Annotated in this window: 19 protein-coding genes; 3 read left to right on the top strand and 16 right to left on the bottom strand. The window is 38.7% G+C overall.

Going from position 1 to position 20,628, the window contains the following annotated elements:
• From PV763_RS06875 to PV763_RS06860, 4 genes are all read right to left on the bottom strand, one after another.
• The coding region (locus PV763_RS06875; protein WP_420937538.1) for a hypothetical protein at positions 1-422 on the bottom strand (422 nt) is incomplete at its 3' end.
• Positions 423-628: 206 nt separating this feature from the next.
• Positions 629-1,135, bottom strand: coding sequence for a hypothetical protein (locus PV763_RS06870; protein ID WP_033917403.1), 507 nt, complete (start codon positions 1,133-1,135; stop codon positions 629-631).
• 12 nt (positions 1,136-1,147) lie between these two features.
• Entirely contained in the window at positions 1,148-2,236 is a 1,089-nt protein-coding gene (locus tag PV763_RS06865; RefSeq protein ID WP_043041526.1) for a DUF6685 family protein, read from the bottom strand.
• Between the two features lie 86 nt (positions 2,237-2,322).
• Positions 2,323-2,496, bottom strand: coding sequence for a hypothetical protein (locus tag PV763_RS06860; protein ID WP_162904006.1), 174 nt, complete (start codon positions 2,494-2,496; stop codon positions 2,323-2,325).
• Positions 2,497-2,905: 409 nt separating this feature from the next.
• On the opposite strand from PV763_RS06860, the gene PV763_RS06855 reads away from it, so the two are divergent.
• On the top strand, positions 2,906-3,091 hold the full coding sequence (locus PV763_RS06855) for a hypothetical protein (RefSeq protein ID WP_058952567.1): 186 nt from the start codon (positions 2,906-2,908) through the stop codon (positions 3,089-3,091).
• A 40-nt stretch (positions 3,092-3,131) separates the two neighbouring features.
• Here PV763_RS06855 and PV763_RS06850 read toward each other — a convergent pair whose 3' ends face one another.
• The 12 genes from PV763_RS06850 to PV763_RS06795 all read right to left on the bottom strand — a co-directional run bounded on the left by PV763_RS06850 (position 3,132) and on the right by PV763_RS06795 (position 18,249).
• Positions 3,132-5,924 (bottom strand): type IV secretion protein DotL, encoded by a 2,793-nt coding sequence (locus PV763_RS06850; protein WP_420937537.1) that lies wholly within the window; start codon positions 5,922-5,924, stop codon positions 3,132-3,134.
• A gap of 122 nt (positions 5,925-6,046) precedes the next feature.
• A complete protein-coding gene (locus PV763_RS06845) occupies positions 6,047-9,229 on the bottom strand; it encodes a hypothetical protein (protein WP_005028612.1) in 3,183 nt (1,060 codons plus the stop codon).
• A gap of 61 nt (positions 9,230-9,290) precedes the next feature.
• Positions 9,291-10,490, bottom strand: coding sequence for a hypothetical protein (locus tag PV763_RS06840; RefSeq protein ID WP_005028615.1), 1,200 nt, complete (start codon positions 10,488-10,490; stop codon positions 9,291-9,293).
• A 10-nt stretch (positions 10,491-10,500) separates the two neighbouring features.
• Positions 10,501-11,388, bottom strand: a complete 888-nt coding sequence (locus tag PV763_RS06835) for an HNH endonuclease (protein WP_420937536.1) — start codon at positions 11,386-11,388, stop codon at positions 10,501-10,503.
• A gap of 110 nt (positions 11,389-11,498) precedes the next feature.
• Positions 11,499-11,912, bottom strand: a complete 414-nt coding sequence (locus PV763_RS06830) for a hypothetical protein (protein WP_024160796.1) — start codon at positions 11,910-11,912, stop codon at positions 11,499-11,501.
• 167 nt (positions 11,913-12,079) lie between these two features.
• Positions 12,080-12,655 (bottom strand): hypothetical protein, encoded by a 576-nt coding sequence (locus tag PV763_RS06825; RefSeq protein WP_024160795.1) that lies wholly within the window; start codon positions 12,653-12,655, stop codon positions 12,080-12,082.
• A gap of 10 nt (positions 12,656-12,665) precedes the next feature.
• Entirely contained in the window at positions 12,666-13,547 is an 882-nt protein-coding gene (locus PV763_RS06820; protein ID WP_420937535.1) for a hypothetical protein, read from the bottom strand.
• A gap of 5 nt (positions 13,548-13,552) precedes the next feature.
• The gene (locus tag PV763_RS06815; RefSeq protein ID WP_420937534.1) at positions 13,553-15,064 is read right to left on the bottom strand and encodes a DotG/IcmE/VirB10 family protein; all 1,512 of its coding nucleotides are present in this window, start codon (positions 15,062-15,064) and stop codon (positions 13,553-13,555) included.
• Positions 15,065-15,085: 21 nt separating this feature from the next.
• Entirely contained in the window at positions 15,086-16,033 is a 948-nt protein-coding gene (locus PV763_RS06810) for a DotH/IcmK family type IV secretion protein (protein ID WP_005005900.1), read from the bottom strand.
• A 13-nt stretch (positions 16,034-16,046) separates the two neighbouring features.
• Positions 16,047-16,730 carry a DotI/IcmL family type IV secretion protein gene (locus PV763_RS06805; protein ID WP_005005897.1) on the bottom strand — a complete coding sequence of 228 codons (684 nt, stop codon included), beginning with the start codon at positions 16,728-16,730 and terminating at the stop codon, positions 16,047-16,049.
• A gap of 10 nt (positions 16,731-16,740) precedes the next feature.
• Entirely contained in the window at positions 16,741-17,028 is a 288-nt protein-coding gene (locus tag PV763_RS06800; protein ID WP_024160792.1) for a hypothetical protein, read from the bottom strand.
• On the bottom strand, positions 17,029-18,249 hold the full coding sequence (locus PV763_RS06795; protein ID WP_227518656.1) for a hypothetical protein: 1,221 nt from the start codon (positions 18,247-18,249) through the stop codon (positions 17,029-17,031).
• Positions 18,250-19,334: 1,085 nt separating this feature from the next.
• On the opposite strand from PV763_RS06795, the gene PV763_RS06790 reads away from it, so the two are divergent.
• Positions 19,335-19,781 (top strand): DotD/TraH family lipoprotein, encoded by a 447-nt coding sequence (locus PV763_RS06790; RefSeq protein ID WP_420937533.1) that lies wholly within the window; start codon positions 19,335-19,337, stop codon positions 19,779-19,781.
• A 37-nt stretch (positions 19,782-19,818) separates the two neighbouring features.
• Positions 19,819-20,628, top strand: a complete 810-nt coding sequence (locus tag PV763_RS06785; protein WP_024160789.1) for a type IV secretory system conjugative DNA transfer family protein — start codon at positions 19,819-19,821, stop codon at positions 20,626-20,628.

The following is a 20,628-nucleotide window of genomic DNA, read 5'->3' as shown; positions in this document are numbered from 1 at the left end:
TCCAATTCAGTTTGAATCGTTGCCAATTGATTGCGTAACCACTGGCATGTGGCTTCATCTTGTTTTATCGCCGTTTCAAGCAATCCTCTCGCATGTTCATAGGCATTTGCCTCACCTTGCGCCACCATATCTGCAGATGATTTCCAATCGCCCCATTTCTTATTCCAAAAGTCATCGAGCAACTGCAGTAATTTTTCCACTTCCAATTGGTCATCGCTGATGGCTGGTGTTTGCATTTGATAGATAGATTTTTTTGTTTCTACTTCACTTTGCATCCAACCATCACGAAAAGCTTCCCATTTCGCCTGATGCACCCAAGAAGAATAATTGCCACTGGCCAACAGACTACCGACCACGCCGTATTTATTTTCAAAAGCGCTACGAGCTTCAATTTCTGAAGCAATGTTTTCATTCATGTTCATTGTTATTCACCGTCCGTAATTCAATTTCAGTTGAAGTGGCTAAACGGATGGTACGCTTGGCATATGCGATGCATCCGTAAAAAGTGGAACCGTGCGGATTGATTAGGTCCACGTACAAATGGCGAGTGGTGATTCGGTTGATCTAGAGCAATTTGTTCATGTTTCGCTGAACAATGTAATCACCTACTGCATAAGTATTTTGCGTATCAATCATGCTGACTATCCCCATGAAGCAAAGGCACTTGTAATGAGATTTTTGTTTCCTTCATCTCATGAAGTTTTTGAATCGCACGTTCTGGATCTATCACCCATGCATCAAAGAGCAGTTGTGTGACAAAAGAAAACTTCTCACCAACTTTGCGGAACGGTGTGCCGTGGCTATTCAGGAATTGTTCAAACACAAGATATTGCTGTTCGATGGCCTGGTTAAGTTCAAACAGGTCAATACAGCCCTCTATCAAGTTGTACTCACCTAAAGCATTCGGCATAAACATCCATTTACGCTCATGGGTTAAGCCATCTACATGTAGGTAGGCGTGTTTGTTGAGGCTAGTCCACTCAGGTTTCATCATGACGTAGGTGTTGTACTCGTCATCTTCAAGATAGTTGTAGTGGGTAGCATCAACGGGTTTCTTTGCTAAAACAGAAATGGCCTGTTCAAGTGTCAGACCGAGAATGAGTGCATGTGGTGTAGTTGATGATTGGTGATCCATATTCCCTACCCCTTAGATTGTCGGGCTAGTCGGTTTAGGACCACTCAAACAAATTTCGTTTTGAACGTGATTGTAGATCTCAGCCAAGTGAGGTCGTGTGCTAAAGAATTGATCTTCTGATGTATCAGAGAGGTTAGCACTCATGATGGTGAGTAGTGCTTCATTTTTGAATTGCGCTTGAACCGCTGACTTTAATGCACCATTCAATGAAGCATACAGATTGTTGAATAGCGAAATAACACGGGCATTCTGATCATTCTTTTTGAAGAAGATAAAATTAACTTCACGTTCACGGAAAAACACCAGCTGATATTCAAGCCCTGATTCTGATAAATCATTCCCCATATCAATCAATGCATCATCTGGAACGGCGAACGCAGCGTATTTTGAATCAAAGTTTTGAAGTGCTTTACTTGAGATTAGATTCAAACTTACTTTGCCTTGAATCGGCACACATTGGCTCAGTTTCTTAGCCAAGTAATGTGCAGCAGCCATGTGATGTGATCCACCAGCATTTTGAACAAAAATCTTAGGACTCCAGCCATAGATAAAAAAATGATCAGTGGTTGTATCTGGAGAGTTCAATAAACGGATTTCTGGCCATAACAACATTCGTTCTAAATTTTCCATACTCACATCACTAATGTAATCAGGGCATGCGTTTTTTACAAAATCATCAATGCTACGGTACTGGCTTAAATCCGACTTGGAATTTGAGAAGCCCCCAATTTCAGATAGGTCAAGTAAGCATGGTGTTTCAAGATGAATGGTTTCTGAAAAAATCGGGTTAAATACTTCAGCCAATTCTTCAGCAAAGGGAGAGATGTAGAACGGCTTATGATTTTGCGTATCTTGACCAAGGTAGCTGATGGAATCGTTATCTTTGGCATGTGGATTCAAAACAATGTTTTTGCCTGGTACAAAATTAGTAGGAGATATACCAGTCATACAAAGAGAATCTTTGATTTGATGAAAAGGGAAAACATCGGTCGTGGCGATGCTGTCAGAATTGACTAAACGGGTATCAATAAAGGGTTTTAGCTTGAGATTCTTATAAAGCTTATGTTTTGGTGAAAATACCGAAAGTAAAGTGTCTAACATTTTAAGCACTCCATTGATTAATGCTTTATTAAAACTAATAAAGATATATTAATACAGAAAGTGCTTATAAGTATTTTTTTGGAAAATTAATTTAAGAATTGCGGTTGAGTGGTATTAGTTGCAAGTGGTTGTACGGCGTTGTTATCGACAGACTTTGAGTACTGTTGCACTTCAACAATTCGCACACCTTTAACGTGTAAACGTGTTTTATAGTCAGTCATTCCAAGTGTTTGTAAGTTGTCTAGCTGTTCTTTAGTCATTGCCTATATCCTGTATATTGGATGTGATTTAAGGGCAATTTAATTGATGTATTAAGGATTGTAAAGGGTAAAACACAGTTCATTAAACTTTTTATGAAATGGTATATACTGATTAAGCCTAAAACAAAACAAGGTTTTAAGAAGTGGTTTAGTTATGTTTAAGAATACGCACGTTAAAACTAAGTTATTATATTAAAATGCATCTAAACTAGGGTTAAAACCAAACTGGATGCCAATATGTGTTCAAACATTGAATCTTACGCCGTGAACCTATCCAATGTACCTAAAGCTATCTCTTGCTTGAATATGTATGACTTTCAAACGTTAGCACTAGGACCAACCTATTTACCCCGATTTATCACTTGCAGATCGCCACATTCCATATACGGCGCTATTGGTTGCATTTGATGTGAATGCGTCTGAAAAGTTTCGCTTAATCGAAATGATGGTGCCTGAAGCCATTCCGCTGTCGCAGTTGTTGTTATTGGCCATATTCAATGAAACGCCGTATAAGAGCGAATATGAAATAGCCCAATACATGCCGAGTGATGAATTAAGGCGTATTAAGTACAAACAGCTCACCCAAAAAAACTAAAGGCTGGATAACCAGCCTTATGTCTTCTACATGGATGCGTTTAGTCATCCTTTTTTTTGATTGTAATGCCTGATCGTAATGAAGCTGAAGAACCTTTTGAACCAAGTATCACCAACAATTTTTCAAAAGTAACGCATTCGTGCGAGAACGGGTTTTTCATCAAAGCTTTTTCAAACTTAGCTGCATACTGTTGTTCTACGAATTCCATTTCATTTTGAGTGCTATGTGAGATGGCTTGATCAAGACTGGCTTTGTTTTCCGCAATGTATTGTGTCTGATCTTCAGGTTTTACATGGCGTGGTATCTGAACAAGCTGATATTCAGTAATTGGCGCAACGGTTAAGTCATATCCTGTTAGGATCTCTTTCAATTCATCATAGTAGCTGTCTAGGTTCATTGGTGTGATAACGGCGCGAGTCACAGTTTCAGCATCACTTTCCTGTTGAGCCTGTTCAGGTTCGCTTATACGTTCACCATAGATATTAAATTCAGCATCAAGATCCGCATTGTTGTAAGCACCAGCTTCTACTTGAGGTGAAATATCAGAACCCCTACCGAAGTACTGCAACTGTTTTCGGTTCTCAATAGTCTGGTCTTTATCACTTGCTTCTTTTTGTGCTGAAACAATACTTTCACGGTGTTTTTGTTCTTTGGAGATTTCACCTTTCGCCGTGGACGAAGACATTACTGTTCTTTGACCAGGTGCCATCCCTTCAGGTGTGATGGATTCAAGACGTCTTGCTTCAAGAATCTGATGTACAAAATCTTGAGTAAAGTCTTTTACCGTGTTGTTGTTTTCGTACAAGGTGTTATTGAGCTTTCTGCAGATCTCAAAATCACCAAGCGCCGTGACATTGGCAGATGAATTGTTGTCTGTCAGTAGCGTGTGTTTTTCCTCAATCTCATGAATGAAGTCTTCAATTTTTAAAGTAGGATCGTAGATTTCAGATTTTTGGATATTGAAGATTGGGCAAAGGTCATTTAAGCGTAAGTACTTGGGTTGATCACCAGCCACATAGAACGCCAACATTGATACGATTTTAACGTCTGAAGTTTTACCACCTTCCCCTTTAGTTGATATGAGCAAAGTAAATTCGCCGTTGTGCTGTCCGGCAATTTGTTCAATTGTCACACGTTTTTCTTTGGCGAACTGGACTTCTGTTTGTGGTACCGAACGGTTGAATACTAGACCTTGATACATATTGATTGAGTTAACTTTACCTTGCCACTCTTCACCAGCAAAACCATCAACCAATTTGTATGTTGTACTTTCAGCACCCGAAGTAGTACGTCCAATGGCTTTAACGGTCGTGTTACCCCATGTAGCAGCTGCTTCCTCTTTAGATCCACGTTCAATATCTTCAAATGTTTGAGCACCGAACGTAATAGAGAAGTTAAGCGAACGTGCCTGAGCTGGTAAAACCGAAGCACCGACAATAACGATGTAGCCCCATTCGTCCAAAAATAGCTTAAATGAAGTAGTGGCGTTGGTTGGTCGTGCGTCAATAATGGCACGGCGTAAACCTTCCATTTTGTTACCAAGGGAGCCAGCCATCATTTGTTTAATTGAGCCAATGATTAATTTTCCGAGCATTTTGAGTGAGTCTGGTGAACGCTCAAGAGCTGGTAATGGCACAGTTAAGATACGGCGGTTAAGTACAACGTCAAAAATATCAATATCACCGCCATGCTCTACACCAAAGATGTGACCATAGTTAAACGTCAAGTCGTTAATCGCCTTGGTTAACTGCATGGTGATATAACCGTGTTGCTCACGGGTTTTGGTTTCTTGTTTCTTTAACTTTTTAGGGTTGCTTGAATAACCAGGTAATGAAACGAGGTAGCCTTGAAGCTGTTCAGCCACACGTTCAAAGTCAATCCCGTATTTATCGTTATGACAAAATACCAATTCTTCAAGTGCTTCAAGTTCCATGTATTGCGTGAATACTTTTGGTGAAAGCTGAATGAAGCCATTGTCACGTAGATAGACCAAAACTCGTGTAAGTGCAGCGATAAAGGCCATCGCACGACCTTTCCACATGTCACCACCGCCACCGCCTGAGTCATCAAGCAAGTTGATCAAGAATTCAATCAACATCCCTGAGCTGGTGTTGCTCATTTGGTTCATTGAGTTGGTCATCTTGTCGGTTTGTGCACGTAGCATGTTACGACCTGAGGTAATGAAGTTGATCGTTAATAGATCCTCATTACGCCCAAAGCGGTTACATAAACGATAGTGGTCTTGTTGAGCCTTGGTATCACCTTTTGCGTCTACAAAGATATAACCTGAGTTTTGTACGTACTGGTTGGCACAGTTACCTAGCATGTATTCTGTTTTACCCGAACCCGTAGTACCTAACACAATTTGATGTGTACGGTCATCGGAGTTGGATGCATAAACAGGTAGACCAGTTTCACGGCAACGACCAAGGTAAGTCACACCCTCACCTTGTAGCTTATCGCGATTGGTACGTGCGTATTCCAAAAAGGCTTTTGGATTGTCCAGTACGTCATCTTTTACGCGTGATGTAATGTCAGTTGACGCATCCAGTGAGTTTGAATGCAACGGCGCACGGAATGGCCACTCAAAAAAGTAATCATTCGGATGTGTGTAGCGTTTTAATAGGTAATACGCGATCCCTATAAATATCTCACCGCCAAACGGAACAACAAACAAAATAACTGCAATAGCACCAAGAACGCCAACCAAATAATTAGCGCCGTCTGGCGCTGTAAGTTTTAAATGGATTTTCTCTAAGCCTGATCGTGTATCACGCTTAAGCGAACTAGGTCTGAACTTTGTTTGTGTGCCGTATTTTTGTGTAGAAGCCATACTTTGCGACCTACTCTTTTATCTTCAGGATAATAGGCAAAGTCGTTGTTTAACGACCTTACCCATATCCAAGCACTTCAATGTATATACCAATTAACGCAAATCTATATAGCTGATTGGAGTTAAGAAGAAACAGCTTCAGACTTACGTTGGTTCAGTAATTTTTTCTTCATGTTTTGCTCAAGTTCATAGCGTTGATATTCAACAACCATCTCTTGTGCCATGGTAGAAATCACTGAAGCAGTTGCTTTGTTTTCGTCAAAGTCCGTGCCTTTATTTTTGGCATTTTTCTCAATCATGGTACGCCGTGTCTTAATCTGGTTCTTCGCACCTTTTGGATAGAATTGTGCAAGGACCTTCAACGCCTTACCACGTTCACCGATAAGGTCATACGTGTAGTTACGGAGCGCACGTTCATCGGGATGTGTACTGAGTGACCATAAAAGGATTGGACCAAGTGAAACGGTATATAAGCCCGAACATTCCATTTTTTCGAGTTTAATTTTACTGAAGTACGTTAAGCCTTGATCTGAGAAACCTACGTTACCTGAACCAAGCGCATCCATTTCTAGTTGAGTTAGACCGATGCTGTCACGAATAGCTTCACGAGATTCGCGTGTACCAGGATCGACAATCACATACGCCGTAGCAAAGCCCACCAAGTCTTTAAAGTCTTCTACTTTGTGAGATGCCAAGTTAAGACGAGCACCCCATTTACGCAATGTACGTGCGTCTTCAGCCAATTCTTCTAATAGGATTGGATCGCCTTTCGCAACGTGCAATTCGTCATAAGACATAATTTTGCGGTCTTCAAGAAGCTCATTAATCAGTTGGGTTGCATATTCACGATAAGCTTGTGGGAATTTTGGAATATCGTCACGGCTCACGGCGAACTTACGTTTAATGAACATCCGTACAATCTGGAAGAATAGCGATGTAGTTTTAGGATCTGATGATGTCGCAACTTCGTTTAAGTCGATAGAAGCTACACGAGCGTTACCAATGTCAAAGTTGGTGTGATAGAAGAATGCTGGATAGGTATTTTGTGCAGCCATAATCTGATGCGCCAAAAAGTCCAGTGCTCGTTCATTATCAATATGAACATCACTCCAAACATCTAAAATTGATGAATCAGAAAGTGTTTCAATCATATCGCCAATAGTCGGCATTGCGTAACGGTGAGCCAACGTGCGTCCACGGATCTCATTCATTGAATGGAAAAGATCACGTAGAGCGTAATAAGAAATATCCTTACCTTGTTCAGAATGTGGCTCAATCAGTCCGTGTTTTTCCATGATGCGATCTAGTTCTGGATCTGCAAAGCGCATGTACTTACGTGCTTTATGATCAGCATTCGTATCATCAGCAAAATAGAATGTACGGCGTAGGACCGCACCAATAACGTCAGAAGTGTTTTTGGCTGGTTGCCCTTTCAATTCAGGCGGTGTTACCAATGAACTTAAAAACGCTGTCATTTGACGCATTTCGTAGTTCAACGGGTAGCGTAAGCCCATACTGAATTCAAGCGGATTAATCGCTTCTTCTTTTGAGTTTTTAATACGCTTATAGATGGCATAGTGACGTAGCTCTTCAGGCAATGAATCTTGCACTGTTTCTACTAACCCACGGCTTGACTCACCCACATCGACAATATAGGTCAACGGGATACGTTCGTTACCAGGCATCATGATGTCCTCAAGCATGCCTTTGTTCATTGTGACCGATTTACCCGTACCCGGTTTACCAATGTTAATAGTCGTCCATACAGTCACTTCATTTGAGAACGAATCAAGAATAATCAGTTTACCGTCTAAGGTTTTGTTGAGCTGATGCCCTTTATGGAATGGTGAGTTAATACGTGTCAGCGGTAACATGTAGAACACATCAAACAACGGTGCTGGTGAAATAGGTGCGTGATTACGTACCATCAAGCCCGGTATATGTGATGCCCAAGTCAAAATAGGATCGCCAGCCTGTTCCATGACTTTTGCACCGCCCCACGCTTCAAAACTCTTCCAAAGCTTTTGGCGCCGTCCTACAAGAATGTTTACACCATCTTCGGTATTCGGTGCCCATGTCATCATGGTCATTTGCAGACCAGCAACAGTGTCTACTTGATCTAGGTCATTTTTAGTGGCCATCAAAATGTTACCAGCATTACGAATGGCTTTGTTTTGTGCCGTCATAAAGTGAATAACGCTTGATAACGTGCGTTTCATCATGGTTCCAGCCATACCATCACCAGTAATACAGTAACTCACCGCATATGGGATAGAACGGATGTTACCGTTAGTGTCGTGCGTTTTGGCCTGGTGTAGTAAGCGGAATAGCGTTTCAAACGTATTCGTCTTAGCTGGATATATATCTACCATCAATGGCGCATATACAACGCCGTCAGTGATAACACTTCCCACTGGATAGAATGAACCTTGACTTGTACCAGGTAAGATCGCATTCGTCATGAGTTGTTCTGAGATCGGTTGATACAAAACGTGTGACGCATCATGTTCTGATGGTATTTCTTTCCAACGCATCGGTAAGCGTGTATTCAACATCGGCACAGACAAGGTGAAGTCATCTGAAGTTGAATGTGAGGCAATTTGTTTTTTAATCGTTAGACCAGCTTCAATAACATTCAATACTTCATAGATTGCTGGAAATTCTTCAGTTGAGAGTGAGTTTAAGAATTGTGAGACAAAAGACTCATGGTGTACGTATAAGCTGTCCGATGATTTAAGCATGTCTTGAGCATTGACCGTACTTGGCATTGTAATTTGCGACAGTAGCTTTTTACGGTTTTTTGAGTCTTGAGCTTTATCGATTGGCGATAGTAAGGTTGGCTCAGAGATTAAAGCGATATAACAGCTTTCGTTAAATACACCGCCTGAAATGGTTTCTGTCATTTCATCAATGATGATGTCTAGATTCATCGCACAACGCGCCGTGGTCGCCTTTTGCATGGCGTTCAAGTCATGAATGGCGTATGGCGTCTCATGGTCTACTTTGAACGCTAGATGAATCGTATGTCCACGGTCTTTGAAGTAGTTACGCATGTTGCTCGTCATCAAACCAATTTGACGGCTGAATGCATCACCACTAATTAAACTCTTAATCCCCTTATATTCGATGATCGTAATCATTGCACCAGTTTTTGTGACAAACGTATGTTCGTCCGATACTGTTTCTAAATCGCAATAATCCTCTACGTCAGCTTTCATGCTTTGTAGGAATAACATCAATATAATTTCAATCTTGGAGTAACCAGTCTTATTATAACCAGACTTCTCAGCTTTCTTCTTACTCATTTAAACACCTTTATTAATTCACCTTTCTACGTCTATCTTTGATTAGACATGTCTTTAAGCATTAAGCACTAAAAAACGGTAATTCTCTTAAAACGTTAATCGCACTGTCGAAATCCTTTTTTTGAATTGCGACCTCAAGACTTTTAACAGAGGGTTTTAAGCTTGTATCTAAAACCAACCTTAATAAAAGCTCATAGAAGGTACTGTTAAAAGGGATATTATCATTTTTTGAATTAGTAAATACATCAGTTTTAACGGTTTCGTCCTCTTTTAATTCGACATACTTCTTAAAACTATTTAGGTCAAACACTAAACCCTTATTAAGCAGTTGCCAAAACGCCGTTTCTAAAACCTCTTGGCTTTCCCCTAAAGTACCCACCTTGAAGTTTAAGGAACCTGTATTTTTAAGTTGGAAGTGAACCTTATCAAGCTCTATGTAGATCTCTTTGTTCTGGTATAAGCCCTGTTCGTGGAAAACTTTAGACACCGATAGCTTTAAGTTTTGGTATATACAAAAAGATTGCAGCGAACTCATTTTTAAGTTGCCCGTATCTATCTGGTTTGTCGCATCTTCTACGGACGTTGGTAGGTGTATCATCGGAAAGTAGCGTGTCAGTTCTTCAGACAGTTTCTTTTGTTCCAAAACGCTTATAATTGATAATGGATTGTCAAATCCAAAGTTGGTGCTCAGTAATTTCTTATGCTTCACACTCACACTTTGCTTAACCTGTATTTCAACGTCTAAGCCACTCAGCGCCGTTATTTTGTTTAGGTGTACCAAAGTGTCATCCAACAGCAAACAATCGCTGTTAACGGGGATATTCATCAACAGTAGCGCTTTAATCAGTGGATCTTGAAAATGCCCCGTTGTGTCTTCACCAGTTGTTGTCTGATTCCCTATCGCTATATGTACAACATGGAGTAGCAATAGCGTGTTAGATGTATGGCCAGTGTCCCGTGTCGTTGGTATATACAAATCGTTCAGGAAGTTGAAAGCCTCAGTACCTATAACGCATAAGCGAAATATCGATAGCTGATCGTGCGTTTCCTTTGGTAGTGCATCTATCCCAAGTTCCCAATATTTGTAGATGTATGGACCAATAAATGAGTATTCATCATTCAATATGTCCGTCTCAAATACGCTATCCAATACCGCTATATCATTCACTATGTCAGGCTTAAATGGCTGTAACACTATGCCCGATATAACCTCTTCTAAGCTCATATCTATGTATTCGGTATCTGCTAAGCATTCTGTCATTTTTGTGAGCTCACTTATCACCCAAACCCTTAAATACATCTAGTGTTTGGTAGTACTCATACTGCTCGTCAGTAAAGATATTCGGGGAAAATACTATGTAGTGGTTTGGCAGATTAAAGCTCTCGTATGCTTCGTCTGATACCTTTTCCAAAGCTTTTGCGAGTTGATACAAAGAAAAGTTTTTGTTCTCTTTGATGGCATTCAAATACCACTCTTTGTACTTGCGGAGCTGGTCTACGTAATCAACGTTCGCTACCAACATATCTTCTTGCTTGGCTTCTTCATATTCAGCCATTGTGTTGAACTTAATGTCCGTGAAGTACAGTTGGGTATCAATGCTTTGGGCTCGTGTCTTAATCGCATTAAACGCCTGTATATCCTCAAACATATTACGTGCGTATTCTGCTTCAGACATCTTTGTAGGATTAGGGCGTTGATGGCGCTTTAACGGCTCTACAAGCAAGCTTTGGCGATGTCGCCGTGCGAACTTAGCAAGCTCAGGATCTTGGTTGTCAGACTTATGCGATAACACCAGTAATGCACGTTGATATTGATTAAAGATCTCTTGAGGTATGTTCGTACTCAATACGCATATTTCAGCTTTCTTTTCCAGTGATAGTGCAAAGATGTGGTTTTGTGCATGGCATAGCGTACAGACCGCTACAATGTTCTCAGCCGTATGGTTGCTATGATCGCCGTCTAAGTGATGTGGCTCTAAAAAGTATTCGTCATAGAAATCACAAAAATAGCATTTAGCTGGTTGTGAAGACATTATTTGCTTTATTGTCTCATTGGTTTTAAAACCATCATGGATAGTTTTATCTTGACGTATCTCTTGCTTGTCGTTTACGCCGTTAATAGGTCTTAAAATACCAAACTTACGGTTTATATGTTTCACTTAAACCCCTTAATACTATTAAGTAAGGTCTAATTAAAACATGTATATACTATTTTTAAAATAAAAAAAGCGCAGCCTAAGCCACGCTTTTAAACTTATTTATTATTGTATTACGCTTTACCAGTAATAGTGTTCGCAGCAGAGAACATGATGAAGCCTACGATTGATAACGCACCACCCACACCAATACAGATCCAAGCAGTTTTCTTTTTCTTTTGTTGATCTTCTTCTGATGTATACATCATATACAAACCAGTACCAACTAAGCCTAAACCAAGCACCATGAACACTACGATTAAGAATTTATAAACGTTTTGACCTAATGTTTCACCACGGCCTAAGATTTCATTCGCATCAGAACCAGCAGCGTGTTTTCCGTAAGCTGTACCACCTGGGTTCCATGTGCCAGTGTTTGCATATGCAACTTGACCCATTAATGCAGAAACAAAAGCTAAAAACATTACTTTTGCGCGGAATGCAGTCGCTTTTACAGTGCGAACTGAGTGTTTTACTAATGATACCATTGTCATTTTCCTTTTATTTAATATACGGGAGCTAATCTCCGCACTGTAATTAAACATTCTTAAAACCCTATTGCTTTAAGTTGCTTAATTTTAAACTTCTCGTTAAATATCTTCAATATCTTATACAAGGTTTTTAAGAAACTCTCACCCTATTTTAAGAAGATTGTTTAAAATATTGTAAAAAAGGTTCCTCCTATTTGTGTTCCAAAGGTATTAACAAAGACATCGTGTACGTCCTGAACGTATACGCATAATACACCTGTTATAATTAAAACCCATGCTTTGCGGTATGTCGCATTGCCTTGAGCATCAATTTTCTCTACAAAACCATATAAGCCACGAGCTACCGCTATAATCCCTACCAGTTGCGTAAAACCTACAACCGCCGTAACGATATATGCACCTAAATCATTAGCACCAGCATTAGGCAAGTAACTTTGTACCGTTACAAGTTCTATGCCATTACCACCAAACAATGAAGAACCTAGTGCACCAATGATATATCCGTCATATCCAAGTGATGCAAAAGCACCACCGATAAGAATCTTCAACAATGCCCCACCAGTGGTAGGCTCTTTCATTCCATGACCAAAGAACTTTTGTTGAGGTGATGATGCTTGCACTAAGTCAAAAAGCGCCGTGCCAGTAATCACCAACCCCGTTACAACAAAGCAAATGCGTATAAAGCTTAGTAGTGGACCGTATATGTTTAATATCGCTTTAACTATATCTAATGCATCCACGCTATTTTCCTTATTTCACCCAAATGGCTTGTTCGTTTTCGTCAACAGCATAGACCGTGCGATTGTCTGGCATCTTCTGACCTACATAGACTGTATATGTATGGTTTTGAGAATCTGTCATCCAAGCGCGATCGCCTACAACCGCAAAAGCATCCAAGCGTTTTGCACCTTTTGGAATTGATAAGGTTTTAGATCCCGATGTACTTAAAGCCTTTTGCTTAGTCTGGTCTTTAGCTATTTTGATTAAACTAGTCTTTAATTCCTTAATTGCCTGTTCTTGCAATTCAACAAGGTTTTTAAGATCGTCATTTTCAGCTTTCAGTTGTTCATTTTTGATTATGGTTTCTGATTGAGCAACTGCAGTTTGTTCGCCGTTTTGTACTTGCCCATGCGCTTGCTCTTTTTCTTTCAAACGTTGTAATAAAATAAGTGCATTCGTACCCTGACTTTGATAGAAGTTAACTGCCTCTATTCCTAGATCAGAATCAATCGGATACGACATGGATTTGTACATAATCATGTATTGACCAGTGGTAGGATCTTTAAACACAATATTTTCATCAACAATGAACGCCGTATCATCAGCAATACTATTGTCCTTTAAAGGTTGTTGATTTTGGTTGTATGTTGCTTGTGTTTGTTGAATGCCTTGACCAACAGTATCAATGGATTCTGGTGTTTGTTCTGGAGCAACTGCCGTGCTGACGTCTTTTGGTTTACTCATTTGTATCCAAAAGAAAGTACCAATCATAATTAAGGCAATAACACCAATAACAATAAGAAGTTTTGGAGGAATACCACCCTTCGCACGACCTTCGCCTTTTTGGGGTTTGCCTTCAGCATCTTTTAGATTTTTCTTTGCCTGTTCAGCAGTCATTTGATTATCAGACATTTCGCTTACCCCTTATTTTTCGGTGTTGTTACGTCAGCATCAAAAAAGACTTCAAATACTTTTCCGCTGTTAACGATATACGTAGTTGGTCGAACTGTTGATGTACGTGCCATGTTCGCCATTTCCGTACCAACGTTACCAATGATGTTCCCGGCAATTTCTTTATCGTTTGGCTCTTCCTTCGTGCTTACAACATTGCCAGTATTTGTGATTTGGGTTGTACCAATGTTTTGATAGGCTTGTCCGTAACCCTCAAAGATTCCAGCAGTAACCATACCGCCAAGCTTTTGCAAAGTGTGTTTTTGGACTTTATCAGCCATGCCCGATTGTTTTGTTCCAAGAGTTAAAGCTCGTACTTGGATTGCATACTCTTCGCCCTTAAACAACATACGGGTAAAGTTAAATTCAATATCCGCAGTATTCAGACCAACAGTACCAATAAGTTTTGCGCCGTTAAATTTACCGCCAATAACAGTAGCAAATAGGTTTTTACCTTTATCAGTATTCACACCTGTATCTAAACGCGCTTTCATTGTTGTACCAGCTTTAATGATTGCTAGTCCTTTAGTAGATTCGCTAGTCGTATTCGCAACGTTCAAGCTTCCAAGGTTTTGTTGCCCTTCCGATGCTTTAGTGTTGTGTGAATATTTATATGTTGAATATCCGTTGACCTTGTTCTTTGTATTAGAAAACGCAGCAAGTTGATCAACAAAAGCAGTTTGACTTAATTCACGCGTTGCAGCATTACGTTCTGCATAAGCAGCTGCTTGTTGGCTATATACACTAGCAACATCATTAGCAGCAGATGAAGCATGTTCATATTGTTGCGCGTAGTTAGTTTGATAAATCGGTGCGTTTTGATTAGCACCGTTTTGTGTTTGTGGTTGTTGTGGTAGACCACCGCTAGTTGGTTGAGGTAATGCACCACCTTGATTTGCCATATTAGCTCTGGCCATCTGGTCAAGTTCAAGCGTAATATTTGGTGTACCACCTGTTGCAGAACCGTTTACAGGTTGCCCATTTGGACCTGTAATAGAATTCTGATCGTTCAGATCGCCGTTTGGATCTTGTGTTGCAACTGTTTTAAATTCGGGCAAATAGCTTTCACCATTTTTGCCAGCTCGAGCAGCTTCTTCAGCTTGTTTTTGACGTTCATATTCTACATATTCAGGAGGGATAACATTTGTACCCTGTCCTTGGATTTCTGGTGTAGCAATAGCAACCTGATTATCTAAAGCTAGTTGGTCACTTTTCCCCATTGGGTTAAACATAAAAAAGCCTAATCCACCAACTACTACCAAACCAATAATTGCAACAACGCGAAAGCGCGTATCTGCAAAAACACGTTTTTTGTTAGCAGTTTTAATACTTGTATTTTTCAGTTTTTTAGGTTGGTCTTCTTCTGAATGAACTTGGTTTGCAGAAATAATAGTTTCATCGGTAGTACCTACTTCAGTGCTACGACTAGAATTCTCTTCAATGTCATTCGGGTTATTTTGTTGGTTCGTTGAATCCATTTTTAATTCTCACTTAATGACTTAAAATGCGTCTTCGAGGTAAACAGTTTTAGGTGTACCGCCAGTCGTTGAAAATGTGATGTACTTCAGATCTTCAGAATCTTCATAACGGAAGATCTTCATACCGTTGTTAGCGCGGAAAGAACTCAAAAAGGCTGGTTGAATAACACCAAAGTTACTACGCACATATATATAGCCACCAAACTTCCAAGCACGGACATTAGGACTATCGGTTCGCATTTCAACAGCACCCTCAGGCGCTAAGCCATCCATAAATTGCAAACTCACACCATCTGGAATAATCGATGTTTGATTGCCTGTTGAATACATAGCTTTGGCTGTTGGGCTTCGACCAGGTATACGTGCGTCTACACGAACATCTAAATCACGTTGGCCAGTAGCTAACATCAAAATTACTGGAGCACCCAATCCCTTTAATGTGACCGTTACGTTTCCGAAAGCAGCTGGATCTAATGGTTCGATTGAAAGGATGTTAGTTTCAGGGATTTCGTCTGGCTCTTTTTCGTTTTGCTCACCTAAGCCATCTGAGAAACGTCCACGGTCCAAAGAAATCTTTTCAATGTTCCATGGATTTCCTGAAGAATCGGTAAAGACAATAGTAGATAGCATGCCAGCGCTTAAACGAATTACTGGCGGTTCCTCACCAGGGTTTAATGAAATACCCAAACTACGGGTTTTCGCTTGTGGCGTATTTACATAAGGACTAGAAAGGCTTCGTTTTTGTTGCAACAAAAGTCCTTTAACTATTTTTGTTTGCTCAGGTGTGAACTGCAAACCAACAAGATTGTGAACCTGTCTGTCAATTTCCGATGCTGTATCAACTACCTCAGGTGCAACCAAAGGAGATTGAGCATCCGCAAAAGTATTCGGAGGCATATCAGCAGCATTAACTATTGTAGTTAATGCAGTAGAAGCAAAAAGAGCCAAAGATAATTTTTTCAATTTCATAAGTATCATCCAATTAACGCGCTGGAGTTAACGTAATTGTCTTAACAGCAATACCGTTGTAGTTCAGATAAGAACGTGGATGCTCAACAATAGTAACTGTCGCAATGAAGCGGTGAGTCTCTTTAGGTTGTTTGTCACCTAAGAAGAATTGAGTAGTGATAGGAACACGAACAGTCCAACTAGGTTCTGCAGCATGTAAATCACGGTTTTCGATTTGTGGAACATCAGTAGCAGTAGTTCGCATCGTTAGGTTGTTTTGTACGATTGTGCCAACTGTTTGTGATTGAGCGATTTGCTTCATCAATGAATCTTTACCGCCCTCAGTGAAATACATTGAACCAGCATTGTTAATAACGTCACGCCAGTTCAAGAAATCAAAGTTGTAGACAGAAAGAATTGCACTCTTACCGAATTCAGAAATAACAACGTCAGTAACGCGAGGGTTTTTTGATGCTTCGATTGGACAGATAACCGAGTTATCTACTGTTTGAACAGCTTTGACTTTTGGGTATGCATTAAAGGCAGCAAAAATAATCATCGCAAGAACAGCACTCACGATAAAAGCGAAAAACACGAAAACAAGCCATCGTCTTAACTTTGCAATCTCCTTATCTTTTTCATCCACCTGTTTTCTGAGCCAAAGACTAGGATCACAAGAACCTATTTCAGCGTTTTCATTAGATTTGTCTTTAGACACAACAGCACTCCTATTTCGCTGGCTGATATATAACAGATGGAATTGGACGATCTGATTTAGAGCTAAGCACACACTTAACTGGTGTGCCGTCATCAAAAACCAAAGATTCAAAATCTGTTGTGGTGAGTTTAAAAGCTACAAAACTAAGCGTTGTTAAAACGGTTAAAATACACAATGAGGCAAACGTACTAACCAACACTCTTAAAAGCCTTGCGTATTTTCTTTTACCTATTATTGATACTTCAGCGTAGGGAGAACCCCATGTTGAAGTAGTCAAATTAGTTTTAGAGTTATCCATTTAGTCAATCACTAAACCCGACTTTAATTCGTCCTTATAATAGTCGGTATTAAACTCATTTGCTATATTAAGATCAAAATAATAAAAGGTATCTAGGTTATTAGCTAAAAGTGTTTTAACAAATTCATGGCTACCATTAACGTTTTCAATAGAATCTAAAGTAGGCTTTATACTAAAACCACTATGGCCTCTCCACTTTCGCCCATAAAAGTTAGAAGCAGTATCTTTACCAGCATGTCCAAAAGCACCGGCTATCACAAACTTATCAATACCCTTTACCTTAGCATTTGCAATACATTGATGCCTTGTACTGTATAAAGTAGGTCGTTGATCTTCATTAGTTAAAACCTTGCCTCTAAGCTTAAAGTAATTGATATAACTTAAACGTAAACGCTCTTGCAGTATTTTAATAAAAGTCTGTTTTTCATCCCATCCAAAGGTATAGCCACTACTTTTATTTAAACTAGATACCTTTCTCACATACCTATTTAGCAAGTTCCAATAAAGGTATATCTTTTCTTGATCTTCATGTTTAAGGTCATCAAGTATTAAATACCTTTTAAGTCCATTAGCCCGACCATGTGTAGCCTTGCCATTTTCCACAATCATGATCAGTTTTGGTCCTTTTACTGCACAACAGAATGAAACGGAAAACCACTCAACAGGACGCAATCCAACAACAAGATTGGCATCAACAAAAGCAACCATCATCCGATCAAACTCACTAACCCTGGTGTTACTCTCGTTCTTATGCTCGAATTCTCTTACCAAGTAGTTGTAAAACGTGCGTTCAAAGTACTTTGTTTTCAGCTCAGAAGTACGCTTAGGTTTGTCCTTATTAGCTGTATATTTTGTGTTAATGATTCTTAAATATAATTCTTCTAAAAAATATTCATCAAAACCAGCATCTATATCTTCATCATTAATAGAGCCATTATTTAACTCATTAAGCTTTAGACCGATTCCATACACTAAATATGCACGATATGTTCTAAATGTAGATTCCGCGTAATAACCATTTTCAGATTTAGTTTTAAATTCAGAATATATGTTTTCATATAACATTTTTAAATCTAGCTCTGAACTATCTAAATGTTTATCAATCTTTTGCTTAAGCTCAATATCATATTTAGTCTTAGTAGAATACGGAAAATCTTCTATACGACTTGTGTATTCTTTTAATGTCTTTGGATAGCTATTAGGATTCTCAAAACTGCTCACCACTACCACCCTTAATCCACATGCAAAACATGAGCACATACTACAACGTTAAACACCTTTCTAAAAGTACTCGTTAAAACGTTTTTCACTTTAAGCAAAATGTTTTTCACTTTTAAGCCCAATAAATGCAAATGTCTTTTTTGACTCCTCTCTTGTTAGTACAGTGGAAAAATCAAAAAAATGAAGTTGAGAAATCATAAAAACACAGTGGACCTTTTTTACAGTGAAGTGCTTGATATGCATAGTTTCAATAGTCTTTTGCCAGTTGTGATGCCTTAAATTTTTAGGGAAAAATACGATCTAAGCCTATCATTATTGCAGTTTAATTGGTGTTTAAGGTGTCAAATCTTTATATTTAAGATGTACAGCACTAAACCATAAGGTAGGTTTTTATAAGTAGCAGTTTTAATGTCTTTAAACTTTCAAATTAGGAATGGTATATACCAAGATGCATTTTTTTTCAAACAGTTTTTATCAATTTATTTAATATTAAAGAAGCTGGCTTATAAATAAATTGTATTATCACCAATAATATTTTTAATATTAATTAAAAAAAGCATATATACATCTTTATTAATATACTTCTATACTGTAAAATATAAATTACAGTATTAACATTATTTTAATTAAAAAAAGAATAAATGTACTTTGTTATTTTCTGTATAAATTATATTCTAAAAAAAGAACAAAAAAGAATAGAAAAGATAATAAAAAGAAAGAATAAGACTATAAAGGAATATAAAAGACGTCTAGCAAACTATAAGAGCTCATTTACTCTCTATAATTGATTGAAAAAAGTACGTTGTATTTCCATTTCAGATAAGTACTACTAAAAAAAAGCATTGTTTTGGACAGACAATGCACTTAAAAAGAGTATTTTTTACAGATTTGTCTTGTTTAGGCCAGGTACGACTGCCTGAAGAACGCCCTTAGATATACGTTAAAGCTTATAAATTAGGTTTAAGCGAGTGCCTAAAAGTCGGCTTTATACCTTTTAAGGGATTTTTTATAATTAATAAAGTGCATTTTAATAGTTTTTAGACTAAAATCATTTTGTCTTTATACCCACTTAATCTGGAGTAAAAATGAAGCACAATAAAAAGCTTTTAAGCGTTCTTGCAATTGGTTTAATGATGTCTGGGTGTGCTAGTCGTGATGTAACTCAATTAAACGTAGTAAGCCCTTTATCTATTATATCTGAAGCATCTCAAGAGGCTTTAATTGCACAACAGAACTTAAAGAACTCTTCTGCAATTCAAATGCAAACTGTTCAGAAGAAACAAGGTAGCATCAACCATGACCTTTTAAATATCGACTACATAGGCGATCCAATACCTTTAATTAAAAGTATTTCTAGCCAATACGGATACCGTTTTGTAGAAGCTGGTCCTACTCATGAGCTTCCAATTGTTAATTTTAATAAAAAGCGTCTTACTGGTGTAGAAGCTTTACGCGATGTTTCTGCATATTTAAATACTGCTTCGATAACTCTAGATCATCAAAATAAAAGTATTTTATTGACTTATAACTAATACCCTTTAAATCCTTTTATACATATCTGGAGTTTTTATGGACTACTCAAATAATGCTTCATTACAAGAGCTACTAAACCCATCTAACCAGTCTTCTTTAGAAGTTCATGTTAGTAATGTTGAACAGCAAGCTCGTTATGAAGCCATGCTTGAATTAGTTAAGCAAAAAGGTATTAAGTTAGGGATCAATACTTATTTAAGCAACGCTCGTGAGGTCATCAAAAGCCAAGAGCGTAACCTTGATACAATCTTTAACTTTAAACCTTACATGATCAAAGATGTTGTTGTTCCCCCGGTTATTATTGAATCAAAAGATGTAACTGAGACACCTAATGCCATGTCGTACAAGACGACTAAGCAGACTTATAAAATCTTGAAACAAGCTCGTTTCAGTACTCGTGCACCTGATTGGCGTCAGTACCTTGTTTTCCCTACACTTGATAGCAATGTTGATTACGTGACTTTCATTCCGAAAGAAATGTTACCAGCTAACGAACAAGAACGAAAAATATGGAAAGAGACTGCTGCTAAGTCTTATGAAATGGGTTTAGTTGAGGGCCGAAATATTGTTGAAGATGCAGTAGATCGTCTTAAACGAGATTATTTGGGGATGGTTACTTTCCATAAGTTTGTTTTAGAGGGCAAGTTATCAATGCCAGCAATTAGCAGTCAATCACTGGCTGTTTCTTCTACACAAGACACTATTGCTCTTGATATGAAATTGCTTCAAATCCAACAATTACCGCAGTTCAATTCAAATATTGAAACTTGGAAACCAATTCTCCAACCTGAACAAATTGCACCTAGCTATCAAATTCCAAAAATTAACCTTGTTAGCGAACCTTAA

The organism is Acinetobacter sp. AS5, assembly GCF_048957595.1.
Taxonomy (GTDB): domain Bacteria; phylum Pseudomonadota; class Gammaproteobacteria; order Pseudomonadales; family Moraxellaceae; genus Acinetobacter.
This window is presented reverse-complemented; position numbering and strand designations above follow the sequence as displayed.

Coding starts and splice junctions, on each gene's coding strand:
- PV763_RS06870 (WP_033917403.1), bottom strand. CDS start 1,135: ATGGATCACCAATCATCAACTACACCACATGCACTCATTCTCGGTCTG.
- PV763_RS06865 (WP_043041526.1), bottom strand. CDS start 2,236: ATGTTAGACACTTTACTTTCGGTATTTTCACCAAAACATAAGCTTTAT.
- PV763_RS06860 (WP_162904006.1), bottom strand. CDS start 2,496: ATGACTAAAGAACAGCTAGACAACTTACAAACACTTGGAATGACTGAC.
- PV763_RS06850 (WP_420937537.1), bottom strand. CDS start 5,924: ATGGCTTCTACACAAAAATACGGCACACAAACAAAGTTCAGACCTAGT.
- PV763_RS06845 (WP_005028612.1), bottom strand. CDS start 9,229: ATGAGTAAGAAGAAAGCTGAGAAGTCTGGTTATAATAAGACTGGTTAC.
- PV763_RS06840 (WP_005028615.1), bottom strand. CDS start 10,490: ATGACAGAATGCTTAGCAGATACCGAATACATAGATATGAGCTTAGAA.
- PV763_RS06830 (WP_024160796.1), bottom strand. CDS start 11,912: ATGGTATCATTAGTAAAACACTCAGTTCGCACTGTAAAAGCGACTGCA.
- PV763_RS06820 (WP_420937535.1), bottom strand. CDS start 13,547: ATGTCTGATAATCAAATGACTGCTGAACAGGCAAAGAAAAATCTAAAA.
- PV763_RS06815 (WP_420937534.1), bottom strand. CDS start 15,064: ATGGATTCAACGAACCAACAAAATAACCCGAATGACATTGAAGAGAAT.
- PV763_RS06810 (WP_005005900.1), bottom strand. CDS start 16,033: ATGAAATTGAAAAAATTATCTTTGGCTCTTTTTGCTTCTACTGCATTA.
- PV763_RS06800 (WP_024160792.1), bottom strand. CDS start 17,028: ATGGATAACTCTAAAACTAATTTGACTACTTCAACATGGGGTTCTCCC.
- PV763_RS06790 (WP_420937533.1), top strand. CDS start 19,335: ATGAAGCACAATAAAAAGCTTTTAAGCGTTCTTGCAATTGGTTTAATG.
- PV763_RS06785 (WP_024160789.1), top strand. CDS start 19,819: ATGGACTACTCAAATAATGCTTCATTACAAGAGCTACTAAACCCATCT.